The 21,866-nt window shown below is 63.9% G+C and carries 22 protein-coding genes and 1 riboswitch; of the genes, 12 read left to right on the top strand and 10 right to left on the bottom strand.

Annotated elements, in window-relative coordinates; all coding sequences use genetic code 11:
* Positions 1-231 precede the first annotated feature (231 nt).
* The 3 genes from CQ020_RS14945 (at position 232) to CQ020_RS14935 (ending at position 2,440) form a co-directional block, all read left to right on the top strand.
* Positions 232-966: a hypothetical protein gene (locus CQ020_RS14945; RefSeq protein WP_105692570.1), complete on the top strand. Its 735-nt coding sequence runs from the start codon at positions 232-234 to the stop codon at positions 964-966.
* Between the two features lie 92 nt (positions 967-1,058).
* Positions 1,059-1,610, top strand: coding sequence for an RNA polymerase sigma factor (locus CQ020_RS14940; protein ID WP_105692569.1), 552 nt, complete (start codon positions 1,059-1,061; stop codon positions 1,608-1,610).
* Positions 1,607-2,440, top strand: coding sequence for a hypothetical protein (locus CQ020_RS14935; protein WP_105692568.1), 834 nt, complete (start codon positions 1,607-1,609; stop codon positions 2,438-2,440). The genes CQ020_RS14940 and CQ020_RS14935 overlap by 4 nt, the downstream gene beginning before the upstream one ends.
* 100 nt (positions 2,441-2,540) lie before the next feature.
* On the opposite strand, the gene ald is transcribed toward CQ020_RS14935, so the two are convergent.
* The gene (gene ald / locus CQ020_RS14930) at positions 2,541-3,659 is read right to left on the bottom strand and encodes an alanine dehydrogenase (protein WP_105692567.1); all 1,119 of its coding nucleotides are present in this window, start codon (positions 3,657-3,659) and stop codon (positions 2,541-2,543) included.
* A gap of 210 nt (positions 3,660-3,869) precedes the next feature.
* Between ald and CQ020_RS14925 the strand changes: the two genes are divergently transcribed.
* Positions 3,870-5,084, top strand: coding sequence for a CdaR family transcriptional regulator (locus CQ020_RS14925; RefSeq protein WP_105692566.1), 1,215 nt, complete (start codon positions 3,870-3,872; stop codon positions 5,082-5,084).
* Between the two features lie 284 nt (positions 5,085-5,368).
* Here CQ020_RS14925 and CQ020_RS24030 read toward each other — a convergent pair whose 3' ends face one another.
* Together CQ020_RS24030 and CQ020_RS14905 are read right to left on the bottom strand one after the other, a co-directional pair.
* On the bottom strand, positions 5,369-6,784 hold the full coding sequence (locus CQ020_RS24030; RefSeq protein WP_146116662.1) for a hypothetical protein: 1,416 nt from the start codon (positions 6,782-6,784) through the stop codon (positions 5,369-5,371).
* A gap of 3 nt (positions 6,785-6,787) precedes the next feature.
* A riboswitch (cyclic di-AMP (ydaO/yuaA leader) is annotated at positions 6,788-6,935 on the bottom strand.
* Positions 6,936-7,064: 129 nt separating this feature from the next.
* Complete coding sequence (locus tag CQ020_RS14905) at positions 7,065-7,295, bottom strand: hypothetical protein (protein ID WP_146116661.1); 231 nt, start codon at positions 7,293-7,295, stop codon at positions 7,065-7,067.
* A 45-nt stretch (positions 7,296-7,340) separates the two neighbouring features.
* Between CQ020_RS14905 and CQ020_RS14900 the strand changes: the two genes are divergently transcribed.
* Complete coding sequence (locus CQ020_RS14900; RefSeq protein WP_105692561.1) at positions 7,341-8,405, top strand: ATP-dependent DNA ligase; 1,065 nt, start codon at positions 7,341-7,343, stop codon at positions 8,403-8,405.
* A 76-nt stretch (positions 8,406-8,481) separates the two neighbouring features.
* On the opposite strand, the gene CQ020_RS14895 is transcribed toward CQ020_RS14900, so the two are convergent.
* The 7 genes from CQ020_RS14895 to ptsP all read right to left on the bottom strand — a co-directional run bounded on the left by CQ020_RS14895 (position 8,482) and on the right by ptsP (position 13,787).
* Positions 8,482-8,745, bottom strand: a complete 264-nt coding sequence (locus tag CQ020_RS14895; protein ID WP_024818537.1) for a DUF6480 family protein — start codon at positions 8,743-8,745, stop codon at positions 8,482-8,484.
* A 115-nt stretch (positions 8,746-8,860) separates the two neighbouring features.
* Entirely contained in the window at positions 8,861-9,670 is an 810-nt protein-coding gene (locus tag CQ020_RS14890; RefSeq protein ID WP_105692559.1) for an alpha/beta fold hydrolase, read from the bottom strand.
* Entirely contained in the window at positions 9,667-10,332 is a 666-nt protein-coding gene (locus tag CQ020_RS14885) for a maleylpyruvate isomerase family mycothiol-dependent enzyme (protein WP_219844521.1), read from the bottom strand. Before CQ020_RS14885 ends, CQ020_RS14890 begins: the two co-directional genes overlap by 4 nt.
* A 19-nt stretch (positions 10,333-10,351) precedes the next feature.
* Positions 10,352-10,768 carry a helix-turn-helix domain-containing protein gene (locus CQ020_RS14880; protein WP_105692557.1) on the bottom strand — a complete coding sequence of 139 codons (417 nt, stop codon included), beginning with the start codon at positions 10,766-10,768 and terminating at the stop codon, positions 10,352-10,354.
* Positions 10,769-10,934: 166 nt separating this feature from the next.
* Entirely contained in the window at positions 10,935-11,642 is a 708-nt protein-coding gene (locus CQ020_RS14875) for a hypothetical protein (RefSeq protein WP_105692556.1), read from the bottom strand.
* A gap of 136 nt (positions 11,643-11,778) precedes the next feature.
* Positions 11,779-12,057 carry an HPr family phosphocarrier protein gene (locus CQ020_RS14870; protein ID WP_089596564.1) on the bottom strand — a complete coding sequence of 93 codons (279 nt, stop codon included), beginning with the start codon at positions 12,055-12,057 and terminating at the stop codon, positions 11,779-11,781.
* A gap of 29 nt (positions 12,058-12,086) precedes the next feature.
* Entirely contained in the window at positions 12,087-13,787 is a 1,701-nt protein-coding gene (gene ptsP / locus CQ020_RS14865) for a phosphoenolpyruvate--protein phosphotransferase (RefSeq protein ID WP_105692602.1), read from the bottom strand.
* A gap of 129 nt (positions 13,788-13,916) precedes the next feature.
* Here ptsP and CQ020_RS14860 point away from each other — a divergent pair, with 129 nt between their 5' ends.
* The 7 genes from CQ020_RS14860 to CQ020_RS14830 all read left to right on the top strand — a co-directional run bounded on the left by CQ020_RS14860 (position 13,917) and on the right by CQ020_RS14830 (position 21,857).
* Positions 13,917-14,639, top strand: a complete 723-nt coding sequence (locus tag CQ020_RS14860; protein ID WP_024818530.1) for a TetR/AcrR family transcriptional regulator — start codon at positions 13,917-13,919, stop codon at positions 14,637-14,639.
* 66 nt (positions 14,640-14,705) lie between these two features.
* Entirely contained in the window at positions 14,706-16,763 is a 2,058-nt protein-coding gene (locus CQ020_RS14855; protein WP_105692555.1) for a PTS mannitol transporter subunit IICBA, read from the top strand.
* The gene (locus CQ020_RS14850) at positions 16,763-17,911 is read left to right on the top strand and encodes a mannitol-1-phosphate 5-dehydrogenase (protein WP_105692554.1); all 1,149 of its coding nucleotides are present in this window, start codon (positions 16,763-16,765) and stop codon (positions 17,909-17,911) included. Before CQ020_RS14855 ends, CQ020_RS14850 begins: the two co-directional genes overlap by 1 nt.
* Before the next feature lie 170 nt (positions 17,912-18,081).
* Positions 18,082-19,032, top strand: a complete 951-nt coding sequence (locus CQ020_RS14845; protein ID WP_105692553.1) for a siderophore ABC transporter substrate-binding protein — start codon at positions 18,082-18,084, stop codon at positions 19,030-19,032.
* Between the two features lie 26 nt (positions 19,033-19,058).
* Positions 19,059-20,066, top strand: a complete 1,008-nt coding sequence (locus CQ020_RS14840; protein ID WP_105692552.1) for an ABC transporter permease — start codon at positions 19,059-19,061, stop codon at positions 20,064-20,066.
* On the top strand, positions 20,059-21,102 hold the full coding sequence (locus tag CQ020_RS14835) for an iron chelate uptake ABC transporter family permease subunit (RefSeq protein WP_219844520.1): 1,044 nt from the start codon (positions 20,059-20,061) through the stop codon (positions 21,100-21,102). Before CQ020_RS14840 ends, CQ020_RS14835 begins: the two co-directional genes overlap by 8 nt.
* Entirely contained in the window at positions 21,099-21,857 is a 759-nt protein-coding gene (locus tag CQ020_RS14830) for an ABC transporter ATP-binding protein (protein ID WP_105692551.1), read from the top strand. The genes CQ020_RS14835 and CQ020_RS14830 overlap by 4 nt, the downstream gene beginning before the upstream one ends.
* The last annotated feature ends 9 nt before the right edge of the window (positions 21,858-21,866 follow it).

Below are 21,866 nucleotides of genomic sequence, written 5' to 3'. Positions count from 1 at the left end.
CCACCCTGCCATGGGGACATCTAGCCAGTGTGGACAAGGGGCGGTATGTGGATAACGGCAGTACGGATGAGTAGCCGGACTCAAGCTCAAAAAAAGAATTTTGAACAACGCGTAACCTCACCGGCGCCACGAACGATGTAAGGGGTGTGCGGGCCACGTCCGCACACTGATCATCCGGTCGCGACCCAACCGCGGCCGGGGCAATCCCAAAATCGTTTGTCGGAGGGTTTCATGTCCTTGTTCACTGTCCTTGCCACCAGCAAAGTCGCCGCGGGCGTCCTGGCTGCCGGAGCCGTAGCTGCCGGTGGCACCGGCGTCGCTGCCTTCAACGGCGCACTTCCCACCGAAATCCAGCAGAGCGCCCACGACCTCGTTGGTGCGCCGGCGCCGGTAGCTGAGAAGGCCGCTGAAGCCGCCGATGCCGCAGCAGCCGACGCCGCCGAATCCGCCACGACAAAGGCCACTGACGCCGTCGAGACCGCGAAGGCCACGGCAACCGAGGCCTCCGAGGCTGGCCAGGCAAAGGCTGCTGACGCAGTATCCGATGCCAAGGCCGCGGTAGAAGACGCCACCTCCCCGGAGGCCTTCGGCCTTTGCACCGCTTTCCTCAATGGCGGCCTGAAGTCTGACACGAAGGTCCCGGGCTTCGAGTCCTTGACCATCGCTGCCGGTGGCGAAGCCAAGGTGGAGGCTCACTGCGAGTCCGTGGTGGAAGCCGGCAAGGCTGCTGGCCTGAAGGCTGACGGTTCGGTAAAGGCTGACGCCGACGTCGACGCCGCCGTAACGTCTGAACTGCCTGCAACCCCTGCAGTACCGGCAGTTCCCGCAGTGCCGGGCGTTCCCGCTGTTCCCGCCACGCCGGCGGTCCCCGCAGTGCCCGCCGTTCCGGGAGCTCCTGAGCTGCCCACCCAGGTTCCCTCCGAGGTCCCGGCTGTTCCGGGCGCACCCCTCGATTCTGTCCGCTAAGCAAGCAGCGGTTACGGTTTAAGGGCGGGGCTCCTTGGCTTAGGACAAGGAGCCCCGCTACGTAATGTGGTGTGGGACGGAGGCATCCACGGGTGCTTGACCCTTTGGCTGATGAATACGTGCAGGCGGAACAGGACGATCCCGGCCTGCTCTTCACGGCTGCCTACAATAAGTTCTCCGGACCGGTGTTTGGCTACCTCCGGGCACGTGGCGTGGACGACCCCGAAGCCGTGACGCAGGACGTCTTCCTGGCACTTTATCCACAGCTGGAAACGCTCCACGGCGGCCTTCAAGGGGCCAAGACTTTGTTGTTCTCCATAGCGCATGCGCGGATGGTGGATCACTATCGCAAACGCGAACGAACGCCCGACTCGACGCCGTATGAAGCGGACCTGGATGCTCGGCGGTCACCATCCGCCGAGGACCAGGCCTTCGGACGTGGCGCCGGTCTGGGCGTCACCGAAATATTGGACGACCTCCCCGACGATTATCGGGAAGTCCTGGCGCTCCGGGTTGTCGCGGATGTTTCGGTGGAAGACACGGCCGTGATCATGGGCAAGTCCCAGGGAGCCGTCAAACAACTACAGCGCAGGGCATTGGGTGCACTGAAGAAGCGTGCACTACTAAGGAACGGCACATCATGAGCGAACAATTTGCGCCTCGCGGACGCCGCGATCAGCAGGCCATCGACCACCTGCTGGCCGACTCCGGCCTCTCCGGGGACGACGCCCTCCGCACCGAACTTCTCGAGCTGCGATCACTGGCCAGCACTGCCCCTTTGCCGTCCGACGCAGTCCGCGCGCTCATGGTCAGCAGCCCGGTAGCCGTCACCCAGCCGATCACTGCTACCCAGCAGATCACGACGACGGAGGGGCCGTCCGCGTCGTCGGGTGCACCGACGGCGGTACTCGCCACTGCTGCCCCCGAGCCGGCTCCTGTAGACGAACTTGCCGCCCGGCGTCGTCAGAAGCGCCGTACGGCCATCGCAGGCCTTGCCGTTGCCGTGTCCTTGGCTGGCGGAGCTACCGCTGCCGCCGCATCAGAGGGCGGATTGCCCGGTGCTTTCCAGCACCTTGGAGCAGCAATCGGTTCGGTGGTCTCGCAACTGAACCCCGGTTCCGGCAGTGCTCCCCAACCCGATGCCCCCGCTGGAACAACCCCCGAGCCGGTGCCAGTCCCGGAAGCGCCGCAGCAAGCTCCTGCCACCGTCCAACCCCAGCCCGCACCGGCCGTCCCCGGGAGCCCTGCCGTTGCCGATCCTCAGCCGCAGCCCGGCGTCGAACCGTCACAGCGCACACCCAAGACGCCCACACCAAAGGAGCCCGGCAAGGGCGTCATCCCCACGCCTCCGGCGCTGCCCGTGACCCCGCCGGAGATCGACCCTTCCAAGATCGATCCCTCCAAGCTTGACCCCTCGGGCATACCTGTACCGGTCCCGTCGGAGCTGATCCCGTCGCTTCCGTCGAGGCCCTAACCGCTTGCCCCTAAACCTCACCGCGGGTTAAACAACGACGGCGGGGTGCGGCTTCTCGTGGAAGCCGCACCCCGCCGTCGTGCGTGTTTGTCTCTTGAAGTTACGCGGAAACCAGCGTGTGCCAGTCGGTCACGAGGGGCAGGTTGTGCGCCTCGGAAACGGAGTGGTGTGCCACGTGGCCTGCTGCGATGTTGAGGCCGGAAGCGAGTGCGGGGTCGCGGTCGAACGCGGCCTTGACGCCCAGGTTGGCCAGGGCCACGGCATAGCGCAGGGTGACGTTGGTCAGTGCGTACGTGGAGGTGTTCGGAACAGCGCCGGGCATGTTGGCAACGCAGTAGAAAATCGAGTTGTGGACCTTGTACGTCGGTTCCTGGTGAGTGGTGGGGTGCGTGTCCTCGAAGCAGCCGCCCTGGTCCACTGCGATGTCCACCAGGACCGAGCCCGGCTTCATGCGGGACACGAGGTCGTTGGTGACCAGCTTGGGAGCCTTAGCGCCCGGGATCAGGACGGAGCCGATCACGAGATCTGCGTCGATAACTGACTTCTCGATCTCGTAGGCGTTGGAGGCAACGGTCTTCAGGCGGCCCTGGTAGAGGGCATCGAGTTCGCGCAGCCGGTTGATGTTGATGTCCATGATGGTGACATCAGCACCGAGGCCCAGCGCCATGGCAGCGGCGTTGGTTCCCGCAACGCCGGCGCCGAGGACAACAACCTTGGCCGGGCGGACGCCCGGTACACCGCCCAGGAGGACACCCTTGCCACCGGCAGGAGCCATCAGGGAGGAAGCGCCGACTACGACGGAGAGGCGGCCCGCGACCTCGGACATCGGGGCGAGCAGGGGAAGGGTGCGGCCTTCCTGTACGGTCTCGTAGGCGATGGCCGTGACGCCTGAGTTGATGAGCTCTGCGGTGAGCTCGGGCTCGGCGGCTAGGTGCAAATAGGTGAAGAGGATCAGGCCCTTGCGGAAGCGGTGGTACTCGGCCGCGATGGGTTCCTTGACCTTCATGACCATGTCCGCACGGCCCCACACGTCGTCAGCTTCGTTGACGATTTCGGCGCCGGCGATCGAGTATTCCTCGTCGTTGATGCCCGAGCCGAGGCCTGCGCCGCGCTCAACCAGAACGGTGTGTCCGTGGGTGCGGAACTCGTGGACACCGGCGGCCGTGATGGCTACGCGGAACTCGTTGTTCTTGATTTCTTTGGGGACACCGATGATCATCTGTGGGCTCCATCGTTAGCGGCCTCTTCGGCCGAAAAATGTGTTGCGGGCTGTGATTCCAGAATAGATCCGGCTGTGAGGCACGTGACATGGACTCAGAACCGCCCACAGAGGAAAACCCTGTGAATACAAGGATCCTGGTCGAGTCAGCTCGACATTTGTCGAGCACTGAAGCGTCAAGTGTCGCCTGCTGTTGGTACGCTTTGAAGGATGCAGCAGGACGTGGAACAGATCGTTGAACGGGTGGCCCTGAAGCTGGGCCGCGGGCTGTCCCTGGAAGACCTCGACGGCGTTCTTCTCGCCTACAGTTCCAACCAATCCCACGCTGACCGGGTCCGCGTGAACTTCCTCCTCAGCAAGCGGGTTCCCAGCGACGTCAGTGCTTGGCAGCTCGCTCACGGCATCTCCACGGCCGTGCGTCCCGTGGTGGTTCCGGCCAACGACGAGCTCGGCATGTTGGGCCGCGTCTGCGTGCCACTCCTGGTCCGCGGTTTCCGGGTGGGGTACTTGTGGGTGCAGCTGGACCTTGAAGAACAGAGTGCGACGGCGATACTCGCCGAGCTGCCCGGCGTTCGGGATGAGCTGGACCTGTTGGCGGGCTTGCTCCTGGATTCGAACACGGCCGAATCGGAGTTTCGTAGAAGGCGTGAACAGGACTTCCTGTCAGCCTGCGGCGGCGAATCGAACGCAGTGGCTGCCGTCGCCGGGTGGAAGGAAATCCAAGGCCGCGGTCCGTGGCAGCTGGTGACCATCCTCGATCCCGAGGGCGCGAGGTCCGACGTCGACCCCATTGCCGCTACCCTGACGCATCGATCTGCGGCGCTGCAGTCCACCATCGGCGTCAACGCGGCCCTGTTCAGCGCGGGGACGGAGACGCACTCGGTGGTCCTGTTCCGCGAGTCGGGCGGCAGGGCGGACCACGCCCAGGTGCTGGTGCACTATCAACTGGAGCTGACAAAACGCGCGGGCCGCAAGGTGGACAGGGTGATCCTGGGAATCAGTGAACCCTTCCACGTTATCCGGCAGCTGTCGGGCGCCTACCGGCAATCCAAGGTTGCTGCCCAAGCTGCCGCGGTGGACCAGCCCTTGGGGGAGCTCGTGGAGAGCCGGGCTGTTGGTGTGTATCAACTTTTCGATCGTCTGGTGGCACCCGGCGGATGGGATGACACAGGATCGGTGCATTATCGGGCACTTGAGGACCACGACAAGAACGGCGAGCTCCTGCCTGTCCTGGAACTGCTCTACGACAACGACGGCTCAGTTCAGGATGTCGCCGCCAAACTTCACCTCCACAGGAGCAGCATCTACAACCGGCTCGGGCGGATCCGGCAGCTCATCGGTGCTGATCCGTTAAGTGGTGCGATCCGGCTCGAATTGCATGCGGCCCTGAAGGCGCGGCGCTGGGCAGGGCGGCCGCGGATCTAAGGCGCCAAGCTCTACGCGCCAAGTTCAACGCGACCAACGCGGTGACATAAACAGCGACTTAAGCAACCAATAAACAACAGGAGGCAGGCACCCGGCTGGGTGCCTGCCTCCTCTTGTACGTGCTTTTACGGACTGTGCAGTGGGGCTTTAAGTGGGGCTTTAGGAGCGCCGCAAACGCTGGCAGCTCCAGCGTCCCATCCGCAGTCGGAACGCGGCAGTCCGGCTGCTGCTGCAGTACCGGCTATGCCACCCCACGTGGGTGGAGGTGCGGGGCAGGCGCGTGCTCAACCGAGGACGTCCTGTGCCGCATCCAGGATGTCCTGAAGCGCCGATTCACTGGTTTGCGGGGCCGAGGCAGCGGTCGGCTTGTCCGGCTTCGGTTTGGACGTCGGCGTTGCAGTTCCCGTGGGCGTGGGCGTGGGCGTCGGTGTGGGAGTGCCGGTGGGGGTCGGCGTGGGAGTGACAGTTGGCGTCGGGGCAGGCGGCGTTGTGATGGTGTCCGAGGGCACCTCGCTCGGTGCGGGCGCCGGCTGCGTGGGGGCGGGGCTACTCGCGCCGGGAGCGGCAGGGACTGCGGCAGCTGACGGAACCCACACCGGCTTGGCGAGCGAAACCTGCGGTGTCGGAGCCGACGACGGCGACACCGCCCCGGGTGCCGGTGCGATGGTTGCGGGCTGGCCGGCTTCCGAGGACGCCGTTGCCCCGGATGAGGCTGTTGGAGAGGACGCTGTTGGAGACGACGCCGTGGTGTAGGACGCCTTGGGCCCGGGCGACGCCGAACCTGAGCTACGACCATCGCCCCCGCTGGCTTCCTGCGCAGGGGTTTCCTGGCCGAAGAACGGAAGATCAAGGGCCGGACCCAAAGCGCCGGCTGTCAGCACCAGGCCAAGGGCGCCTGCAACCACGGCCATGCGCTGGCTCATGTGTTTGACCGATGCTGCTTTTCGCAGGACGGTTTGTGGTTCACGGCTAAAGGAGGTGGAGCCAAAGCCGGACCTGCTGGGCGCAGCTGCCTGCGTCCGGGCATCCTTGCGGCTCGCCAGCGATGCCGCGGCTGTTGCGGCAGCGGCAACCTGCGCCGGGGACTTGCCGCGCGGGGACTCAGCGTCCGTGCGCGGGGATGCTTCTTCGCGCGAGGACCGCGCGGATTCAGCCGGTTCCGGCGTGCTCGCGGATTCATCGCCGGCAGAGACCACGGAGATGGCCGCAGTTGCGGGTTCCTGCGATGCGGGCTGCACCACTGGAATAGCTGCCGTTGCGGGTTCCCCGGCGCTGGACTCCCTCGCATTGGATTCCATGGCTGCCGGCGGAACAATGCCCTGCGGAACCATGGCCGGCGGCACGATGGGAATGGCAGCGGTAGGGGGTCCCGGCGTGGTGGACTTCGGGGCTGACGATGACTCAGGCGCAATCACAGCCTGAGCGGCACGCTCACGCTCGGCCGCGCGAATTTCCGCACGGGTGGCTGGGGCTGCGATGGTGGGCGTGACCGCAGTGGTGGGTTCCGGCGTCGTGCTTGTACCTGCCGGATTTCCGGTGCTTGCCGGAGTGCCTGGGCTTGCCGGGTTCTGCGGCGAATCCGTGGAATCTGCCGGTGTGTTGGCAAGGAATCCGCTGGGTTGGGCCCGACGGCGTCCGGTTGGCTTGGTGCGCTCGCGTTCGCTTTGGTCGCGGCGCGGCTGATCCATGGTTGGGGACATGGTGTTGCCTCTCAACGCCTTCGAGGTTAGCTGTCGGGTTCGGACGAGGCCGTCCGGCCGCACAAGGCGGCTTCACCCCAAGGGCTTGTGGGTAACAAGCCCGGGAACTCTGGGTCCCCCGTCTCTGCCGCGGGTCTGGCGGATCCCGGATTGCGGCAGAGCTCGGCGTCAATCCGGAAGCGGCCCAGCGGAGATTCGGGTCGCCCTAAGACCGTACATGAGCTGGAAAGTAAAGTCACATTAATGTAACGGGCGGTAGGCCTGCCCGAACGAGGGGCGTCTATCGCTTAGGCTTCGGGGCCGGTGCTGGAGCCGGGAGCTCGTATTGGATCTTCTGGATCTGATGCGCTTGGTGGGTTTCCGGCCGGAAAATCTCGTCGGCGATTCCGAGCATCCCGCCCGCTGCTGCGCGACGTACCCCGCGGCTGTTTTGCCGTGAGGACCAGTACCAAAGCCCTGCCACCAGGGCCGGGACGCCAAGCACTGCCGCCAACACGAGCAAGATATCCATGGCCTAACACTAGCTTCGCGGTGCACCGGCGGGTAGACATTGTCTATGGACCTGCCTGTGATGCCACCCGTCTCGCCCATGCTCGCCAAATCCGTTCCAGCCATCCCTGATGTTGGGCACTACGAGCCCAAGTGGGACGGATTCCGGACCATTGTCTTCAAGGACGGCGACGAGATCATCCTGGGGAGCCGCAACGAGAAGCCGATGACCCGCTATTTCCCGGAAGTTGTTGAGGCGCTGCGAAAGAGCCTCCCGGACAAGTGCGTGATCGACGGCGAGATCATCCTGATCGAGGGCAACCGGCTCGAATTCGAGGTGCTCCAGCAGCGGATTCACCCCGCCGACAGCCGGGTGAGGATGCTGGCCGAGAAGACTCCCGCGTCCATGGTTGCGTTCGATATCCTCGCGCTCGGCGATGAAAACCTGATGGACAAGCCGTTCTCAGAGCGCCGCGCCATCCTGGAAAGTGCGCTCGCCAAGGCGGAGCCGCCGATCTATGTAACTCCCGCCGTGACCGACCTGGAACGGGCGCAGGAGTGGTTCGTGCAGTTGGAAGGTGCGGGACTGGACGGGGTGCTGTCCAAGCCACTCGATGGTGCCTACCAACCCAACAAGCGCGTGATGTTCAAGACCAAGCACGAGCGCACGGCGGATTGCGTGGTGGCGGGATTCCGTTGGCACAAGACCGCGAAGGTTGTGGGCTCCATGCTGCTCGGGCTCCACGATGACACCGGCAGGCTGCATCATGTGGGAGTGGTGGCATCGTTCCCCATGGCCAAGCGGGAGGCCCTGGTGGCTGAGCTGGAGCCATACCAAATCGAACTTAGCGAGCACCCATGGGGTGAGTGGGCCAAGCAGGACGAAGCTGCCGGAGGTTCACGCATGCCCGGTGCTCAAAGCCGGTGGAGCGGAGGTAAGGATTTCTCCTTCGTGCCCCTGCGGCCCGAGCTCGTGATCGAAGTGAAGTACGACTATATGGAGGGGGAGAGGTTTCGGCACACCACGCAGTTCCGCAGGTGGCGGCCGGACAGGACCCCGGAGAGCTGCACGTATTCGCAGCTGGAGGAGCCAGCTGCCTACGATCTCGGGGAGATTCTGAAGCTGCGCTAGCCGGGAGCCCGTAAGTACGTTGCGAACCCGCTGTTACGTCGCTGGCCAGCAACGTAGCAGCGGGTTGGCAACGTGTTTACTCCTCGTGGCCTTGGTCGCTGCTCATGCTGCCCTCCGCGGGCGGGGTTTCGCCCGGGGGAACTCCACCGCCGGGTTCCAGCCCCGTGACGTTGCCGTCCAGCGGGTCCGGGTTGGCGGAGGCTGCGGGGTCCTCGTCTTCGTCCTGGCGCATATCGGGATCGTCGTGGATGCTGTCGGCATCGGAAGTCGTGTCGTAAGGTCCTGTGGCGCCAGTGGCGCCGAAGCCTTGGGTCTCTTCATTCGAGTCTTTGTCAGTCACGATCAGCCCTTTCGTAAGCAAACTTACTAATGCGAGTGCTCCGTCAGCCTAGCCGGGAATCAGTCCACCCGACAAGCGGCACCCAAGCCAAGCGCCGGCGTCGTTCTTCAAGTGCTTAGCGGTGGGGAGTCGTGGCGGTGACAAAGCTCCGGATGGCATCCGCCACAGCCCTGGGTCTCATGTGTTGCGCTACGTGCCCGACGCCCGGAATTTCCACCAGGCGCCCCTGCGCCACTGTCCTGGACAACCGCAGTGACCAATCCGGGCCCGCTACCTGGTCGCGGCTACCGCGCAGAATCAGCACCGGCACGCCGATGCCCGCCAGCCGCTCTTCGGTCCGGTAAGCCATCATGGCGCGAAGCTCGGCGAGGTACCAGCGCGGCCCACAGCGAAAGTAGTCCGAGGTAACGATCCAGTTGGATGACGGGCTCTCACGGAGCAGCCCGTCCAGGAACAGCGCCAAGGACTGCCGGCCAACGTTCTTATGCCGGGAGTCCACCACCGGCCCCATCAGGACCAACTGCCTGACCTGATCCGGAGCATGCAAAGCCGCCTCAATGGCGAACTGCGCTCCCATGGAATGACCCACCAACACATAGGAATCGATGCCACAGGACGTGAGGGCTTCGGCAATGAAGGCGCCGTAATCCTCCACAGATAGCTGATGGGCGGGCTTAGGCGTCCCGGCGAAACCGGGCAGGTCCAGCGAATACACCGGCGCGCTCGCGGCGAGGACTGCATGCAGCCGCTCCAAGTAGCGGTGGGATACGCCAATCCCATGAATCAAGATGTACGCGGGCTCGTTCCGGGTTTCTGCGCCCGGTTCAGGCGGGGGCGTGCCCTCTGCCCAGAGGATCCGCCCGGTCAGTCCCGCGCCGTGGACGTCGGCAGAGCGCAGACCTTTGCTCTTGCCTGGAGCGTTCACGGGTTATCCAAGCGTTGCCGGAACACCGGAGCCCCGGGGCCGCTCAGTTCGTCCTGATCGATGGGCCGCCCGGAAACCGCCAGCAGCAGGGCAAGGGCGGTCCCCTCAACTGCCGGGCCAGTACCGTGCTGGAAGGAGGTGTCAGTGGCCACCAAACGCCAACCCTCCGCGATCTCCTTGCCGCCACCCATTTTGGTGGTGGTCCTGACCTGGTAGCTGAGTGCGGCGGCTACATGCTCGGCGGGATAGTCGCGGCGGATGCCCAGCGGGCGCCTGATGTCCTCGCCATGAACGAACGCCTCAACGAGGCGGGTGGCCAAGCTCGCGGGCGGGCCGGAGGTCCGCGAAAGCACGGCGCGCAGCCCGTTCAACGTCTGCGCAGGGTCCGCGGTTTTTTCGAGCTCGACCCCTACGGCGTTATCCCGGTCAAAGTCCATTCGGGAGGCAATCATCCGGCGAATGAAGTTCAGGCGCGTGGTCTTGGCGCTATCGATCACATGGGCCAGGACGTCATGAATATCCCACCCGGCACACAGCGACGGCGTCTGCCACTGCGCTGTTGGAAGGCGCTCCAGGTCCTGCAACAGGGCACGGCGTTCGTGGTGGACCACGGGCCAGACAATCGACGGGGAACGTGAAGGCATACCGCTATTCAACAGCATGCCGGGATGAGGGGTTGGGCTACGGTGTCGCTTTGTTCTCATCCGAGGCGTTGTCAGCTTCCGCGGCCTGCTTCTTCTTCTGGGTTTCCAGCCAGGCCATGATGGCAGCCTGACGGATCCTCCGATGCGTTCCGCGGTACTCCACCGGGATTTCGCCGCGATCGGTCATGTTGCGCAGATATGTGTGGGAGATGCCCGCAAGCTCCGCGGCCTGCGAGGTGGTGAGCATTTCCTCCACGCTGCTGACTGTCACCGTTTCGCCACGGCTCAGCCTGGCCAGGAGATCGACGACGGCGTCCCTCGCCTCGTTCGGCAAGCGGTGGACCGTGCCATCCACGAACACGGTGATGTCGTTGCTGTCCTGGAGGGCGCGAGCCAGATTCCGGGCCTCGTCGGCGGGCAGGCCGGCTGTTGCGCGGGGAGCTATCAATGCCATGGCAGAAGCCTAGCCTGATGCTCGCCCGTGGCTGGCCTGCCCCGCGAGCCGCAGCCCCGCATGACGTCCCTCACCCGATTCAGGGGTTCCCTGCGGATCGTGCCGTGCGCACGGCATTGTTCGCAGGGAACCATCGAAACGGGGAGCGCGTCGGGTGACGGGGCTGCTACAACGCACCCCTGAGCTCGGCCGCGGTGGCCAGTTCCTCGGCCGAGGCCTCACGTTCAGCGGGATTTAGTATGAGTGCGTCGACTGTATCCAGCGCCGATCCAGCGAGCTCGGGATTCCCGCTGCGGTGGTGGAGTTCGGCGAGGTAGACCAACAGAGGGAGTTTCTCAGCGTCCGTTGCATCCCCGTGACGCAAAAGCCCCGCCTCAATCACCGAGATAGCCCGGACTTCGTCCCCGCGGGCATCGCCTTGCCGCGCGGCGTTCATCAGCACTCGGTCCAGCCGTCCGGCCCCGTCGGAAGCAGACCCGTCGTCCTCCGTGTCACCCAGCGCACTGATCCTGAGCCAGTTCCCGCCCGGATCCACCACGGTGAACCCGGCAGTGGTTCCCTGCTTGCGGCGCGGCCTGGTGATTCGCGGAATCCCGGCAAGAGGCAGCTTTCCAAACGCTGCGCGGAGACCGGCCGCGAACTCCTGGTACAGCACACCCGTATCCTCCACCAGCACAATAGCGGTGCCCATGGAGTTTTCCGGCTCGAAGGCTTCCAACCCGAAGAAGTGAAGATCGATCCCGCCCCGGTTGAAGCACACATAGGGGTTGGGCCGGGTCTGCCGGAAGGTCACTGTGAAGCCCAAGGCCTCGTAGAACGGCACAACGTCGTCCACGTATTTGCACGGAAGGATGGGGATGGCGCGCTCGTTCATAGCCCGAACCTACTCCCGGTCGAGCGACCCTGTCACCCGATTCGGGGGTTCCCTGCCGATCATGCCGTGCGCACGGCATGATCGGCAGGGAACCATCGAAACGGGGAGCGCGTCGGGGATCACGCGTGCCGAGCGGTTACTCCGCGTCCAGGTCCGTCTCCAGCAGCTTCACCAGTGCGTCCAGCGCAGCGTCGGCACCATCGCCCTCGGCCCGCAGCACCACGACGTCGCCCTTAGCGGCGCCGAGTGTCATGAGCGAAAGGATGCTGGCGGCGTCGAGCGCGTCATCGGCAGGTTCGCCTTGCATGGCAATGGTGACTTCCACGGGCTGCTCGCCGGCTGCCTCGGCGAACAAGGCGGCGGGGCGGGCGTGCAGGCCGGAGCGGCTGGCGATGGTGGCTGTGCGTTCGGGCATGGGTTTCTCCTAAGGATCGGAAGTGAAGGCTAGAGGCCGAGTTCTTCGAGGACGGGGAGTTTGGCGCGGACCCAGTCGCGGGCTTCAAGGGCACTCGGCGCGGACAAAGCGAGTTGCGCGAGTTCCTGCGCCTGCTCCAGGGCGACGGTCTTTAATACAGTCCCGACGGCGGCCAAGGATCGCGCGGTCATGGACAGTGTGGTGACGCCCAGCCCGGTGAGTACGACGGCGAGGGCCGGGTCGGCGGCTGCCTCACCACAGACGCCCACCGGCTTGGGATCGCCTTCGCGGCCGGAGCCTTCCTGCGTGGCGCCCTCCACGGTGAGCTGGACGAGCCGGAGCACGGCCGGCTGCCACGGGGTGTTGAGTTCGGCAAGGGGTCCGAGTTGGCGGTCGGCGGCCATGGCGTACTGGGTGAGGTCGTTGGTGCCAAGGGAAGCGAACCCGACTTCGCGCAGGACGGTGGCTGCAGTCAGGGCAGCAGAGGGAACTTCCACCATCACGCCGGGCGTCTGAATTCCGGCTGCAGCGCACAGGGATGCGAAGCGGCCGGCTTCGGCGGCCGTGGAGATCATGGGAGCCATGACCCACACATCGGCCTCGGATTCTGAGGCTGCCCGCGCAATGGCCTCGAGCTGGCGCTCCAGGACCCCCGGTGTGGTGAAGTCGGTGCGGTAGCCGCGGACGCCCAGTGCAGGATTGGGCTCGGAGGCATCCGTGAGGAAGGGGAGGGGTTTGTCGGCGCCGGCGTCAAGGGTGCGCAGGACGACCTTCTTGCCCGGGAAGGCGTCGAAAACTGCCTTGTAAGCGGCGGCTTGCTCGTCCACGGAGGGCTCGGTGTCGCGTTCCAGGAAGCAGAACTCGGTGCGGAAAAGGCCAACACCCTGGGCGCCCAAAGCGGCAGCTGCCACAGCGTCCTTGGCTCCGCCGACGTTGGCGAGCAACGGCACCAAGTGGCCATCCGCCGTCGTGCCATTTCCGTCGAATTCGGCGAGCGTGGCGGAGGTTTCCGCCCACGCCGTCGCTGCGGCGCGCTGCTCCTCAGAGGGGGAAACGGCGACGAAACCAGCCGCGCCGTCCACGTAAACCTCGGAATCGTCGGCCACGGAGTCAACGCCGTGCGCGGCAACAACAGCGGGCAGGCCGAGTGAGCGGGCAATGATTGCCGTGTGGGACTGCGGTCCACCGCCGGAAGTCACCAGTGCCAGGACCACCGCGGGATTCAGGGTTGCGGTGTCGGCTGGTGCGAGGTCCTCGGCCACCAGAATGAACGGCGTGTCCGAGGCAGGAATTCCGGGGGCAGGGACGCCGCGGAGTTCGGCCACGATGCGGGCGCGGACATCCAGGACGTCGGTGGCGCGCTCGGCCATGTAGCCGCCCAGGTTGTGCAGCATTTCAGAGACAGACGCGCCGGCTTCCCAAATGGCCCGCTCCGCTGAAGATCCGGCGTTGATGAGCTTGGCTGCCGATTTCAGGAGCATGGTGTCCTTGGCCATGAGCGCAGTGGCTTCAAGGACGGCCTTGCCGTCGCCTGAAGCGCTGTCCGCGCGTCCCTTGAGCTCGTCATGGACCGACTGCGCGGCCGCTTTCAAACCAGCCACTGCCTCCTCTGGCGAAAGATCCGAAGCCAGACGCTCTCCCGACGGCGGCTCACTCACCGGCTTGGGCATCTGGCGGACGGAACCAATGATGCGGCCAGGGCTTACCCCTACTCCTTGGAAATTCTGCACTGAATCCTCTGTTCCTGCTTGTTGGTTCAGGCCCGCCGGCGACGGCACCGGGAGCCTCGAAAACTAGCCTACAAAATTCCTTTGTGAGCCACTTCATATAGCAACGCTATAGGTGCTAGGGTAGCGGTTATGAGTTTCGATGACCAGCTTCCGCCCAAAATTCGGTTGCTTCGCGCAGCTGCCGAATTGCTGGCGAATTCGGAGGGGTCAGCGGTCTCAACGCGCCAGATCACCAAGCTTGCCGGGGTCACGGCGCCTACGCTCTACCACCACTTTGGCGACAAAGAAGGTCTGTTCGACGCCGTCGTATCAGCCGGATTTGAAGAGTACGTGGCAGGGGAGCGGGATTTTGCACCGTCCGGGGAGCCCTTGGAAGACGTCCGGCGGATGTGGGATAACCACGTCCAGTTCGGGCTGAGCCAACCCCATCTGTATCTGGTGATGTTCGGCAACATCAGACCGGAAAGCCGCCCGGCAATCGTGGCCGATGCTGAAGTGCTTCTGGAAGAGATGCTGAACAAGGCCGCTATCTCCGGTCAGATCAATGTGCCGCCCCGCGAAGCGGCACGCAGCATTCTGGCGGCCAACGTGGGTGTCACGCTCATGCTGATCGCTGAACCGGTGGAAGAAAGGAACCTCGAGCTCTCAACGATGACCCGGGATTCCATGATTTTTGCTGTCTCCACGGACACCGCCCGTGGCGCCGCAGCGGACGACTCCGGTAAGTCGTCTGTAGTTGTTGCGGCAATCGCCCTGAATGCGGCACTGCAGGCCTCACATTCGGACCAACTTTCCAGCTCTGAATTGAAGCTGTTCCTTGAGTGGCTTCACCGCATTTCCAGCAGCTCCTAAGGCTGTTCTCTCTCGATCTATATCGACTGACCCCGCGCCGCAGCGGGACACACGTTAGGAATTCACATGGCAACAGAGACAGTTGCGAAGCCCCGCACCAGCGCCCGCGTTGGTGTCCAAAAGTTCGGAACATTCCTGTCCGGCATGATCATGCCCAACATTGGCGCCTTCATCGCCTGGGGCCTCATCACTGCCCTGTTCATCGAGAAGGGCTGGATCCCCGTAGCCGAGTTGGGTGGCTTCGGCACCAACGCCGACGGCGGTCCCAACGTTGGCATTGTTGGCCCCATGGTCACGTACCTCCTTCCGATCCTGATTGCCTACACGGGCGGCCGGATGGTTTATGACGTCAGGGGCGGCGTTGTGGGCGCTATTGCCACCATGGGCGTGATTGCGGGTACAGACTCTCCCATGTTTATCGGCGCCATGATCATGGGCCCGCTGGGTGCCTGGACCATGAAGCAGATCGACCGCCTCTGGGACGGCAAGATCCGTCCGGGCTTTGAGATGCTGGTCAACAACTTCTCCGCCGGTATTTGGGGCGCAGTGTTGGCGTTGGGCGGCTTCTACGGTCTTTCCTACCTGGTTAAGTGGTTCACGGACCGTGCCGGGGAGGTAGTGGAGTTCCTGGTCAACAACGGCCTGTTGCCGCTGACCAGCATTTTCATTGAGCCTGCCAAGGTCCTCTTCCTCAACAACGCCATCAATCACGGCGTGCTCACCCCGCTGGGTATTCAGCAGTCGCTGGAACAAGGCAAGTCCATCCTGTTCCTGCTCGAAGCCAACCCTGGCCCCGGCTTGGGCATCCTCTTGGCGTACATGTTCTTCGGCCGTGGAGCCGCCAAGGCTTCAGCGCCGGGCGCAGCCATCATCCACTTCCTCGGCGGCATTCACGAGATCTACTTCCCGTACGTCCTGATGAAGCCCATCCTCATCCTCGCTGCGATCGGCGGCGGCATGGCAGGCATCGCCACCATGGCCATCACCAATTCCGGGTTGGTTGCTCCGGCGGCGCCGGGTTCAATCATCGCCGTGCTGGCGCAGACATCACGCGACAGTTACGTTGGCGTGATTCTTGCGGTCATTCTGGCCACGGCTGTGTCCTTCCTCATCGCTGCGGTCATCCTGCGTACCTCCAAGGACAAGGGCGACGACGACCTCTCCGCGGCAACGTCCCGCATGGAAGCCATGAAGGGTAAGAAGAGCTCCGTCTCCTCTGCCTTGACCGGCGAACAGGCGGGCAACAGCGGCGCCCAGCCTGGCACCGTCCTGACCCGCCCGGTCCAGAACATCGTGTTCGCTTGCGACGCCGGCATGGGTTCCAGCGCCATGGGTGCCTCGGTCCTGCGCAACAAGATCAAGGCGGCCGGCTTCCCGGACGTCAAGGTCACCAACTCGGCCATCGCCAACCTCAGCGACAGCTATGACGTTGTGGTCACGCACCAGGACCTGACCGAACGCGCCCAGCCGAGGACGGCCAGCGCCGTTCACTACTCGGTGGACAACTTCATGAACAGCCCGCGGTACGAGGAAATCGTCGAGCTGGTCCGGAGCAGCAACACTGAAGGCGCGGCTACCGGTACAGGCACGACGGCGGCCCTCGCCGACGACGTCCAGCCCGCCGCAGCTGCCACAACAGCAGCCCCCGCCCACGGTGCGCATACCGCTGAACCGGCCGCCGCCGTCGAAGGTAAAGGCGTCCTGCTCCGCGAAAGCGTGATCCTGAACGGCACATCCCATGACCGTGACGCAGCGATCGACGAAGCCGGAAAGCTCCTGCTGGACCGCGGTGCCGTTGACGTCAGTTACGTTCATGCCATGCACGAGCGCGAGGAATCCGTGTCCACCTACATGGGCAGCTTCCTGGCGATCCCGCACGGCACCAACGACGCCAAGGAACACATCAACCACTCGGCAGTGTCCATCATCCGCTACCCCGAAGGCATCGACTGGGGCGGCAAGCAAGTGAAGTTTGTGGTGGGCGTGGCCGGGATCAACAACGAGCACCTCCACATCCTGTCCTCGATTGCCAAGATCTTCACCAACAAGGCGCAGGTTGCCCAGTTGGAGGAAGCATCCACGGTTGATGAAGTGTTGGAGCTGTTCGGAAAGGTCAACTCATAGTGAAGGCAGTCCATTTTGGGGCAGGCAACATCGGACGTGGCTTCGTGGGGCTGCTGCTCCACGAGGCCGGCTATGAGGTGGTGTTCGCGGATGTAGCGGACGCGCTGATCAGCCAGCTCGCCTCGGCAAGCAGTTACGACGTCCACGAGGTAGGCGAGAACCCCGCGGTCAAGACCGTCACCGGTTTCCGCGCCTTTAACTCGGCGTCGCAGGAAGCCGCTGTTGTTGAGGAAATTTCGACGGCGGACGTGGTCACCACGGCTGTTGGGCCGCACATCCTGAAGTTCGTGGCCCCCGTGATCGCACGTGGGTTGGCGGCGCGTCCCACGGACTTGCCGCCCCTCCAGGTGATGGCCTGCGAGAACGCCATCAACGCCACGGACATCCTGCACACGGAGATCCGGGCGGCCTGGGACGACTCCGCCGGCGACCTGGACGCCGTCGCTGTTTTTGCCAACACTGCGGTGGACCGCATTGTCCCCAACCAGGCGCCGGGCCAAGGCTTGGACGTCACGGTGGAGACGTTCTTCGAGTGGGTTATTGATCGGACGCCTTTTGGCGAGAATGCGCCGAACATCCCCGGCGCTACCTTCGTGGATGAGCTGGGCCCGTACATCGAGCGCAAGCTGTTTACGGTGAACACCGGCCACGCTTCGGCGGCGTACTTTGGGTATGCGGCTGGCCTGGAGAAGATCTCCGATGCGATGGCCGATCCGTCCGTTGCTGCGAAGGTCCGGGCTGTGCTGGAGGAGACCAAGGAGCTGTTGGTGGCCAAGCACGGATTCGTGGAGGCCGAGCAGGAAGCGTACGTGCAGAAGATCCTGTCCCGCTTCACCAACCCGCACCTGCCGGACACCGTGAACCGCGTGGGCCGCGCGCCCTTGCGGAAACTCGGCCGGCACGAGCGTTTTGTTGGTCCTGCCGCGGAGTTGGCCGAGCGCGGGGTTACTCCGGTGGCTCTCTTGGAAGCTATGTCGGCCGCCCTTCGCTTCGACGATGGTGCCGACGACGAAGCTGTAGAGCTCGCAAGGATGGTGTCGGAGATGGACGCGGCTGCCGCCGTCGAACGCATCACGGAACTGACGCCGTCGCACCCGCTGTTTCCTGCTCTGCAGAAACTTGTGGAGGACCGGCAGGCCGAGGCATAAGTTCCACCACCGATCGTCATAAAGGCTCTCCAGCGGGAGAAAAACAAGTGAGTTAGCTCACTTTCACCCGCTGGAGGGCCTCTTGGTTTTGAAGTTAGCCTCACCTTACTAATAGAGTCAAAGGCAATTAGGCAACACATCTATGACTTATTAATGAGTGGAGTACCGGCGTGAAAAAGAGGCTGTCGAGCTACATTGGGGCACTGGCTGCAGGGGCTGCCTTGCTGACCGTTACGGCGTGTGGAGGCGGCGCGACTGCGTCCTCGCAGCCGGAAGAGGCAAGCACCATCACCATCGAGCACGCACAGGGCTCCACCTCCAACGTTCCCGTCAACCCGGCCAAGGTTGTCACGTTCGACCTCGGCGTCCTGGACACCATGAACGCGCTCGGCGTCGAGCCCACCGGTGTTCCCGAAGCCAGCTACCCAGAGGCGTTGAAGAAGTTCTCCGAAGCCAAATACGCCAAGGTTGGCTCGCTCAAGGAACCCGACTTCGAAGCTGTCAGCTCCGCCGCTCCTGACCTCATCATCATCTCCGGCCGCACCGCGGGGGCCTATGAAGAGCTGAGCAAGATCGCTCCCACCATTGACCTTTCCGTGGACGCCGCAAAGCCCATGGAAAGCTTCAAAGCCCAGACTGAGAAGCTCGGCAAGATCTTCAAGAAGGAAGACGAAGTCGCCTCCAAGCTCGCAGAGGTGGACAAGACTGTGGCCGATACCAAGGCCAAGGCAGCTACCGCCGGCAAGGGCTTGATCGTCCTCACCTCCGGCGGCGAAGTCACCGCTTACGGTGCGGGCTCCCGCTTTGGCATCATCCACGACGTCCTGGGCGTCCCGACGGCTGCCGACGTCAAGTCTGAGGGTTCCCACGGCGAGGCCGTTTCCTTCGAATACATCAAGGAAACCAACCCGGACATCCTCTACGTCATCAACCGCGACACCGCAATCGGCACCGCCGGTTCCACGGCCAACCCGATCCTGGACAACGAGCTCGTGAAGTCCACCAACGCCGCCAAGAATAACAAGATCGTCAACCTCGATCCTGCCGGCTGGTACATCGTGGGCTACGGACTGAACAACGTCCAGGGCATGGTCACCGCAGTGGCCGACTCCGTCGCCTGACAGCCCGCATCATCTGAAATCCTGACGTGACAACTACAGCCGTGCGTCCCACGGCCGCAGCAAGCCGCAACCGGACTGGCGAAACCGCCCGTCTGGTTGCGGCTGCCGCTGTTGTGCTGGTAATCGCCGTGGCCAGCATTTTCGTAGGCGTCAGCGATGTTTCGCTGCCCGCTTTGTTGGCGAACGACGCCGGGGCCTGGGAAATCTTCTGGGTTTCGCGGGTGCCGCGCACCTTGGCTGTGGTTCTGGCCGGGATGGCCGTCGCCGTCGCCGGTTTGATCATGCAACTCATGGCCCGCAACCGGTTCGTGGAGCCCTCCACCGTGGGAACAGTGGAATCAGCGACGCTCGGAATCCTGGTAGTGACCGTGCTCGCCCCGGAGTCTCCGATCCTCACCAAGATGCTGGTGGCTTCTGTGTTCGCCGTGCTGGGAACCGCGCTCTTCCTGGCGATCCTGCGCCGCCTCCCTGCCCGCAACACCCTGCTCATCCCGCTGGTTGGCATCATGCTGGGCGGCGTGATTGCTGCCGTCACCACGTTCTTTGCCTACCGCTTCGACCTCCTCCAGACGCTCAGTAACTGGATGATCGGCGACTTCTCCGGAGTGCTGCGCGGCCGGTACGAGCTCCTGTGGATCGTGGCCGTCCTGGTCCTGGTGGGCCTCTTTGCCGCCGACCGCTTCACCGTGGCCGGCATGGGGCAGGACTTCACCACCAACCTGGGCCTCAACTACGCACGCACCATGCGGCTTGGCCTGATGATCGTCTCCCTGATCTCAGCCGTTGTTGTTACCACCGTGGGTGCTGTGCCCTTCCTTGGCCTGGTGGTTCCCAACATGGTGTCCCTGCTGTTCGGGGACAACCTCCGCCGGGCTGTGCCGTGGACCGCGCTTTTTGGGGCGGCGTTCGTGCTGGTCTGCGACATCATTGGCCGGACCATCCGATTCCCCTACGAAGTGCCCGTCGGCATGGTCATGTCGGTGGTGGGCGCCGTCCTGTTCCTCTTCCTGCTCTTGAGGAAACGCAATGCCTGAAACTTCAGCTCCTCTAAAGTCCGCCGCTCCCGTTTCCCCCCGTACCCGTTGGTCCACGCCAGGCAGGTGGCGCGATGCCGTCCGGAACACCCCACCGGGACTGGTGATCGGCATCCTGGCAATTGCCGCCGTCGTGCTTGTTGCTGTATTCCTGACGATCGACCTCAAGGGAAGCATCGCCTACATCCTGCCGCGCCGGGCCATCAAGGTGTCCGCCATGCTGTTGGTGGCCGTGGCGGTGGGTGTATCCACGCTGCTGTTCCAGACCGTGACGGCCAACCGGATCCTGACGCCATCCATCATGGGCTTCGACTCGCTGTACATTCTGGTGCAGACCGCGCTGGCGTTCGTGGCCGGTGCCGCCACGCTGGCCACGGCGCCGTCAACACTGAAGTTCGGGCTGGAAATCCTGCTGATGGTGGGCTTCAGTGCATTCCTGTACCGCTGGATGTTCACCGGAGCCACGCGATCGCTGCACCTGCTGTTGCTCGTGGGGATCGTCCTGGGAACCCTGTTCCGCGGCTTTTCCTCGCTCCTGCAGCGGCTGATGGAGCCCAGCGAATTCATCATTCTGCAGGACTTGTTCTTCGCCAGCTTCAACAATGTGGATCCAGGCCTGCTGGGTGTTTCTGCCGTGCTGGTGGCCCTGGTATGCGTCGGCGTGTGGCGCACGAGGCACACGCTGGACGTCCTGGCGCTTGGCCGTGAAGTGGCCATCAACGTAGGCGTCGACCACAAGCGCGTGGTGATGCGTGTGTTGCTTGCGTGCTCGCTGCTGGTGGCGATTTCCACGGCGTTGGTGGGGCCGGTGACGTTCTTCGGGCTCCTGGTTGTGAGCCTCGGATATCAGCTCTGCCGCGGTTTCCGGCACGCGTGGCTGTTGCCGATGGTGGTCCTGATCGGTGCGATCGCGCTGGTGGGTGGCCAGTTGGTGCTGGAGCGCGTGTTCGGTTTCGCCACTGCCCTGAGCGTGATTATCGAATTTACCGGCGGCATCCTCTTCCTTTACCTGTTGCTGAAAGGCTCACTGAAATGATTACCGTCCGCAACGTGACGAAGCGCTACGGTGGCACCACCGTGCTGGATGACGTCAGCTGCGAGATCCCCCGAGGCGGCATCACGTCCATCATCGGCCCCAACGGCGCCGGCAAGTCCACACTGCTCTCCCTGATCAGCCGCCTGCAGCCCATGGACGCAGGGGGAGTATCCGTGGCCGGCCTGGATGTCACAGCGACGCCCAGCAGGGAATTGGCCAAAACCATGGCCATCCTTCGGCAGGAAAACCACCTGACCATGCGGTTGACCGTTCGCGATCTTGTGGCGTTTGGGCGCTTCCCGCACAGCGGTGGCCGGCCAACAGTTCAGGATCTTGAGCACGTCGACGAAGCCATCCGGCAGCTGGACCTCACGTCCATGGCGGACAAATTCGTGGATGAGCTCTCCGGTGGTCAGCGTCAGCGTGCATACATTGCCATGGTCCTGGCGCAGGACACGGAGTACCTGTTACTTGACGAACCCCTGAACAACCTGGATATGAAGCACTCCGTGGAAATGATGCGACTGTTGCGGCGCCTGGCTGACGATCTCGGGAAGACCATTGTCCTGGTGGTCCATGACATCAACTTCGCATCCTGCTATTCGGACACCATCCTGGCCATGAAAAACGGCCGCCTCATCCATCAGGGCGCGCCCTCGGACATCATGCGTGCGGGAATGCTGTACGACGTCTACGACATCGATATCCGCATTGAGGAAATCGACGGCAATCGCATTGGTGTTTACTTCGCCTGAGGCCCTTTG

This window comes from Arthrobacter sp. MYb23 (assembly GCF_002979775.1).
Classification (GTDB): Bacteria; Actinomycetota; Actinomycetes; order Actinomycetales; family Micrococcaceae; genus Arthrobacter.
The sequence above is the reverse complement of the archived record's forward strand: the minus strand, read 5'-3'. Positions and strand labels throughout refer to the sequence as shown.